This is a genomic window from Phenylobacterium sp. RIFCSPHIGHO2_01_FULL_69_31 (assembly GCF_001824475.1).
Classification (GTDB): Bacteria; Pseudomonadota; Alphaproteobacteria; order Caulobacterales; family Caulobacteraceae; genus Phenylobacterium.
This window is the reverse complement of record NZ_MHXN01000040.1, coordinates 1-6111: the sequence shown is the minus strand read 5'-3', so window position 1 is coordinate 6111 and position 6111 is coordinate 1. Positions and strand designations below refer to the sequence as shown.

The following is a 6111-nucleotide window of genomic DNA, read 5'->3' as shown; positions in this document are numbered from 1 at the left end:
TCCGCCGGCTGGGCCTCGAGCAGCTGCTCCAGCATCCAGACCGGCACCGAGATGCGGCCCCGGGCGGGCGCCTCGAGGGACACCGGGTCCCGCACGCTGAAGAGCGCCCGCGTGCGCTCCAGGAGATCCTCCTCGACCGGCCAGACGACGCCGACCGCCTGGCCCTGCCCATAGGGCTGGGGAAGGCCCAGCGGTTCAGGCGCCCAGCCGAGCTCCACGAGCTGGCCCAGGAACTTGGTGTCGCAGTAGGTGAGATAGGTCTCGACGAAGCGGCTGCGCGCGAACTCCAGGGCGGCCAAAATCAGCGCCCGGCGGGCGCGGACGAGAGCTTTCGGACGCGCTATGGTGCCGGGGCACCAGCGGGTCCACTCCCACACGCCCGGACCGCGGGGCGCCGCGCCGCGGGTGATCGACTGCGGCCAGCATTCGGTCAGCATGCAGCGCCGCCAGGTTGGCAGCAGGCGCAGGCTGCCCTGGACGTCGCCGCCTTCCATCGCCAGCAGGTAGACGGCCGAGGCGTCATCGAACTGGTCGCGCTCCAGGCCGTCCTTGCGCGCGAGCTCGGTCCATCCCAGCCCGCCGACGAACACCTCGTGCCGCTGCCGGTGCATCTGATCGAGCTCGCGGCTATAGCGATCGCGGTTGGCGGCGGTGACGATGTGGACCTTCATCGGCGGACCTCTGCTTGGGTTCAGCCGATGGTTGTTCGAGGGCCGTCACGGGGACGACCCCGCAAGTCTACGGGGTTGTCCGTTCCAGCAACCCGAGCAATAGGGCCTGCGCCACAGCCTGCATCCGGGTGTGCACGCCAAGCTTCTTGCACGCCGTGGCCAGATGTTCGTCGACCGTACGGGCGGAAAGGCTCAGGATTTGGCCGATCACATAGGAGCTCTTGCCCTCGCGCGCCCAGCGCAAGCACTCGATCTGGCGAGCGCTAAGCTTAGCCTTATTGGGTTCGGCGTCCTTCTTCGACTGACTGAGCTTGCGCGCCAGGGAGCCGTAGTAGATCGACAGGAGGTGCAGCGCCGCGCGGGTGTCCGGAGCGTCCGAGGCCATGCGCTCGCCCATCATCAGCACCGCCGAGACCGAGCCGTCGACATGGTGCAGCGGGGTCATCAGCCCTTCGTTGAGACCGAACGAGCGCGCCTCCTCCATGACCCGCGCCTCCTCGGGCTTCAGAGCGCCGCGGCGCGCCGGCAGGTCGCTCCAGAACAGCGGCTCGGTCGAGCGCAGCATTTCGCGCACGATGGGATCGCGCGCGGCATGGCCCTCAGCCTGGTAGTGCGCGTACCAGCTGGGATGGGTGCGTCCGAAGGTGACCTCGACCTGACGGTCCCTGAGGGGGTCGGCGATCTGGACGCCGACGAATACGTCGACGCCCAGGGGGCCCAAGGTCCGTTCGAACACGGCCTCCAGCTCGGGTATGCTGTCGATCTGCTGTGCGTCGTTGATTGTGTCGAAGGCTTTGCGAGCGATATCTTGCTCAAACGGCAGCACGGACGAGCTCCTTCGCCGACGCACGCGGCGCGAAGAAAGCCTCCAACCCCATCGGCTGTGCCGATGAACAAGATGTACCTTGGGTTGCGACGGGGCCGCAATACGCCAGGATGGTAAATGTTGAGAATGATTCCCAAGTTGGGCGGTCGGCGCCGTTCCGGTCCAGCGGGCGGGCTGCTGTTCCTGGTCAGCTTCGCGCTTCTCGCCGTCTGGATCGGGCCGCAGCTCACCCGTGACATCTCCGCGGCGGCCCCCTCCCCTCCCCCGCTGGCCGGCGCAGGGCGGCCGATCGACGGCGACACCTTCGCCCTCGGCGCCGCGCGGATCAGACTTTGGGGGATCGACGCCCCGGAAGCCGACACCCGGCTTGGCCGCGACGCTACACGGCTGATGGCAACGGTGCTCGCGCAGGGTCCAGTGAGCTGCGAAGACACCGGCGGGCGTTCGCATGACCGGATCGTCGCCCGTTGTGACGACGCCTCCGGCCGCGACTTGGCCGAACGCATGGTCGCCGCGGGCCTGGCGGTGGACTGGCCCAAGTTCTCGCGCGGCCGATATGCGGCTGCCGAAGCCCAGGCCCGGCGGGCCGGCCTCGGCGTTCATGCGCCTTCGCCGGACGAGGCGTTCCCTGCCGGCTAGGGCGAAGCGGCCGGCCAGTGCTGCTCGAGCACCTGGCGAAGCGCCGCTTCCGCCTCCTCGCGGGTCGCTCCGGCCGTGGGGAGCAGCGTCAGGCTGACCTCCTTGCGCTTGCGGGCGTCGATCCGCAGCACAGGCGCGCCGGACGGCGTGCGCACCAGGTTGTCGGCGGCCGATCCTGACTTCTTGGGGGATCCTGACTTCTTGGGGGCGTCGGCGGCCTGGGCGAGCCGGCGGATCACGTCCTGCGGCGAGAGCCCCTCCGCTGCCCCCGACGCCAAGCCGCGCGACGCCTCCAGAACGCGGTCGCGGCGGTCGTCCGGCTTCAGCAGCGGCTTCAGCAAGGTGATGTGCTTGATCTTCAGGGCGTGCGGGTCGGGAAAGGCCGAGATGAGCTCAGCGGGCAAGCGCGCCAGATCGAGGTATCGACTGAGCCAGGCCTCGGACACATTGAGGCGCTGGGCCATCGCCTTCTGGCGGCCGTCGTAGTGGCGATCGAGCGCCCGCAGGTAGTCACGCGCCCGCTCGATGTCACTGAGGTCGTCCCGGGCCCGGTTCTCGAGGTCGGAGACCCGGAAGGCCTCCTCGTCGGTCATCTCGCGGATCTCCACGAGGAACCGGAAGTCCGGGTAGTTGTGGGCCCGCAGCCAGCTCACCGACCAGTGCCTGCGAGCCCCGCAGATCACCTCGTAGTCGTAGGCCGGATCGTCCTTCACGCGCCGGACGATCGCGGGGATCTCCTGGCGGTTTTGCGCCTTGAGGCTCTCGATCAGGTCCGCGCAGCGGGTCTCGTCGAGCTTCGCATAGTCGCGGTTATGCTCGGCCCAGATCCGGCAGCGGGCGGGATCGACCTGTTCCAGGGTGCGGGCCACGACCGCGCCGGAGGCGAGCTCGGCCAACCGATTGGCGCGGCCGGTGAGCACGCCGATGCCGACCCGGCCCTGCGGCTCAGGCGCCGGCGCGTCGATATCGTCCAAGGCCCCGGCGAGGCCGGCGGCGAACCCTCGGTTCTTGCTCATGGCAGTCCCCTCCCCGGCGCAATTGCACCGGTGCAATTTCCTATTTGCCGCGCCGGCCTGGCCATGTGGCCTTCCCGCTCAGCCCTCATGCCAGCCCCTCCTTGCGGAGGCGCGCGGCGTGGCTCGGCCAGGTCGAGCGGATATCCACCAGGATCTCTTCATTGACCCCGTTGAGGTAGGTGAGGCACCGATCGCGGACGGCCTTGCTGGTCATGGGGTTGTTGAGCTCGTAGACCGTCATCAGGCGGGCTGTGACGTTATCGATCTCCGCAGAGTCCTTCAGTGGCGTGCGGATCATCACGTGACCGAACACCTGCCGCATCAGGGCGATCAGCTCCTTCTGCATCGACTTGGTCTCGTCGGCCTTGGAGGCTACCACGCGAATGAAGCTCAGCGACGGCGCGAGATCGCGGGTCGCCAGCTCCTGCATGGTCTCATCCAGCATCGCCAGGAAGGCGGCGGTCGAGGAGAAGTCCATGACCGTGGGCGGCACCGGTACGACCAAGGCGTTCGCGGCGCGTAGGACCGAGAGCGAGATGGCGCCGAGCGCCGGCGGCGGATCCAGTATGACCACGTCAAACCGGTCGGCCACCGAGGCAATACCCTGGGCCAGGCGGTCGAGCAGCCGCCCGCCGCCCCGCGCCATGCGCGCCGCGAGCTCGTACTCCGACTGGAAGAGCCGCAGGTTCGCTGGGATGATCTCGAGGCCGTCGAAGTGGGTCTTCTTCAGGGCGTAGTCGAGCGACTGCATCTCCTCGTAGCGAAGGAACGGATAGAGGGTCTCCTCCTCGCTGAGGTCGAGGTCCGGGACATAGCCGAACAGGGTGGTGGCTGAGGCCTGGCTGTCGCAGTCGATCAGGGCGACCCTATAGCCTTGGATGGCCAGGTACTGCGCCAGGTGGACCGAAATCGTCGACTTGCCGACGCCGCCCTTGAAGTTCTGGACGGCGACGATCGCGCAGGGATCTTCGGGCTTTCGCCAGGGGCGGGTGTTGAACGCGCCCCGCATATCGTTGACCTGCGCCAGGGTGTAGCCGACACGCCGATTGGTCTCCGTCCGGGGCGGCTCCGGCAGGCGGCCGTCCTTCTCGGCTTCGCGGATGGCCGCCGGGGTTCGGCCCACGAGCGCGGCCGCCTCCCCGATCGTGAAAGTCGGCTCTCGCCGGGCGCCGGCGCGGGCGGCGCGGGCGGCGTCCCGGAGGTTCGAGACGACGGCCGAGGCGCGGCGCGCCATCTGGCCGACCGGTCCGGCCATCGGGGTCACAGCGGCTTCCGCCAGATTGGTCGACATGGGATGGCCTCCTCGCCACTTTCGATTTTCTGCGCATCGGACGCTAGAAAGCGAAAGCTGCCGGCAAGATGGTGTATTTTCGCTTGGTAAACCGGTCGTTAACGCTGACCGGGAAGAAAAACCCGATTCTCGACCTCTGACGAGGCGCCAACCTGACCTGATGGGGGCCGAGAGGACGCTGCGCTAGCGAAAAATCCGTGTCGATCCTCCCCCGTCGCCCTGGGTAGCGCGATTCCTCCGCGAGACGCCTCTTCCCATCCTGACCGCGCGGGGGCGCAGGTTGCGGGCTGCCCTGGACGCCCTCCCGCGGTGAGCACTGGCCTTCCGGGGCTCGAGCGCTTGCACACGCCGTGACGAGCCGGACCGGGACATGCGAGCCTGCCGGCGGGTGCACGGCCTCTGACGAGTCGAAATTGCACCGGTGCAAGACGCCGTCGTCCGCCAAGCGCCTGCGCGCTCATCTGCTTCCGTACGGGGTCGCGGCACATCGCATCCATCCTGACCGACTGGGGGGTCAGATCGCGAATCCCGGGGGCGATTGCACCGGTGCAATTGCGCCCGGGAGCCCCTCGTGTCTGCGCTTTGGCGTTGGCCGAGTCGTGCTGTGAAGCTTCGGCTTCATGCAGGACACTCGCCGGCCGCTGATCCGCCGACCCTGCACCCCATCAGCGGCGCCTACAGCGCCTCATCCAACGAAATTGCACCCGTGCAATTCTGTCCCTAGGGCCGGCCGCGGCGCGCTGCGAAGGCCTGGCAGAAACCGGTCCAGGACTTCATCAACTTGGCGCCGGAAAGCTTGGCGAGCCGCTCGCCCATCTGCTCTCGGTAGGAGCCGGCGATCAGGTCGATATCCCAGCCGCCGCCATGAGCCTGCGCGATCTGGGCGAACTCCTTGGACCAGCGGATGGAACCTTCCGGGAAGACGCTCGACGGGGAGGCTGCGGTGGCCGCGGGGGCGGCGAGCTTGCGCGGCGGGGAGGGGAGGGGCGGCGCCACATCCAACACGACCTCGACCGCGTCTTCCCGCCGGGCGCGGCGGCCGGCCGAATGCCGCTCGTTCTCCACGACCGTCGCCAGCTGCTCGGGCGCGTCCTTGGGATGGAAGACGAACTCGATCTCGACCACGGCGCGCCCTCGACGGATCTCCCGCCACTCGACGGTGAAGTGGGCGAGCTGATCGATCTCGGCCTTGGCGCGCTCCAATACCTTGCGGCGCAGCTGGGCGAAATCCTTGTAGAGCTCCGGCGCGATCCCGAACGCCGCGCGCAGCGCGGTCATGTCGCCGCGCCAGGTGGATTGCCGGCGATGGATGCGCAGGGCGCCCATCTCGTAGAGGCGCAGCGCATAGGTCGAACGGAAGCCCAGCACCGCCTGCCGGTTCAGGACCGCATAGGTCTCCGACTCCTTGATCAGCCGGCGCGCGTCGGGGGTGAACTCCCATTCGATCCAGCCGCGTTCGGCGCCGTCTTCCTCCACCTCCTCGCGTGAGGACTGGATCAGCGGGAAGCGCTTCGTCGCCTTTCGACCGCGCCAAGACAGGTCATCGATGGCGAAGAGCGTCCGGTGAAGCTCCTCCAGCATGTCGGCGATGCGCTCGTTGCCCTTGTGGCCGCGGCGGATGTCCGACTTGCGCATCTTGTGCGCGACCGGCCGCCAGGCGTCGCCGCC

Annotated in this window: 6 protein-coding genes; 1 reads left to right on the top strand and 5 read right to left on the bottom strand. The window is 68.5% G+C overall.

What is annotated here, in order from left to right; all coding sequences use genetic code 11:
- Together A2790_RS21380 and A2790_RS21375 are read right to left on the bottom strand one after the other, a co-directional pair.
- Positions 1-671, bottom strand: a 671-nt coding sequence (locus A2790_RS21380) for an acyl-homoserine-lactone synthase (RefSeq protein ID WP_293396177.1), incomplete at its 3' end; no start/stop codon positions are given.
- 67 nt (positions 672-738) lie between these two features.
- On the bottom strand, positions 739-1497 hold the full coding sequence (locus A2790_RS21375; RefSeq protein WP_293396174.1) for a LuxR family transcriptional regulator: 759 nt from the start codon (positions 1495-1497) through the stop codon (positions 739-741).
- Positions 1498-1614: 117 nt separating this feature from the next.
- Here A2790_RS21375 and A2790_RS21370 point away from each other — a divergent pair, with 117 nt between their 5' ends.
- A complete protein-coding gene (locus A2790_RS21370) occupies positions 1615-2136 on the top strand; it encodes a thermonuclease family protein (protein WP_293396171.1) in 522 nt (173 codons plus the stop codon).
- Here the strand turns inward: A2790_RS21370 and A2790_RS21365 are convergent.
- The 3 genes from A2790_RS21365 to A2790_RS21355 form a co-directional block, all read right to left on the bottom strand.
- Positions 2133-3152: a ParB/RepB/Spo0J family partition protein gene (locus A2790_RS21365; RefSeq protein ID WP_293396168.1), complete on the bottom strand. Its 1020-nt coding sequence runs from the start codon at positions 3150-3152 to the stop codon at positions 2133-2135. The two genes, A2790_RS21370 and A2790_RS21365, sit on opposite strands and share 4 nt — an antisense overlap.
- An 85-nt stretch (positions 3153-3237) precedes the next feature.
- Positions 3238-4443, bottom strand: coding sequence for an AAA family ATPase (locus A2790_RS21360; RefSeq protein ID WP_293396165.1), 1206 nt, complete (start codon positions 4441-4443; stop codon positions 3238-3240).
- A gap of 720 nt (positions 4444-5163) precedes the next feature.
- Positions 5164-6111 (bottom strand): replication initiation protein (locus A2790_RS21355; protein ID WP_293396162.1); only part of this gene is annotated, 948 nt, incomplete at its 5' end.

What these genes read in the sequence shown, in the direction of transcription:
- A2790_RS21370 (WP_293396171.1), top strand. Translation starts at nt 1,615, where the DNA reads ATGTTGAGAATGATTCCCAAGTTGGGCGGTCGGCGCCGTTCCGGTCCA.
- A2790_RS21365 (WP_293396168.1), bottom strand. Translation starts at nt 3,152, where the DNA reads ATGAGCAAGAACCGAGGGTTCGCCGCCGGCCTCGCCGGGGCCTTGGAC.
- A2790_RS21360 (WP_293396165.1), bottom strand. Translation starts at nt 4,443, where the DNA reads ATGTCGACCAATCTGGCGGAAGCCGCTGTGACCCCGATGGCCGGACCG.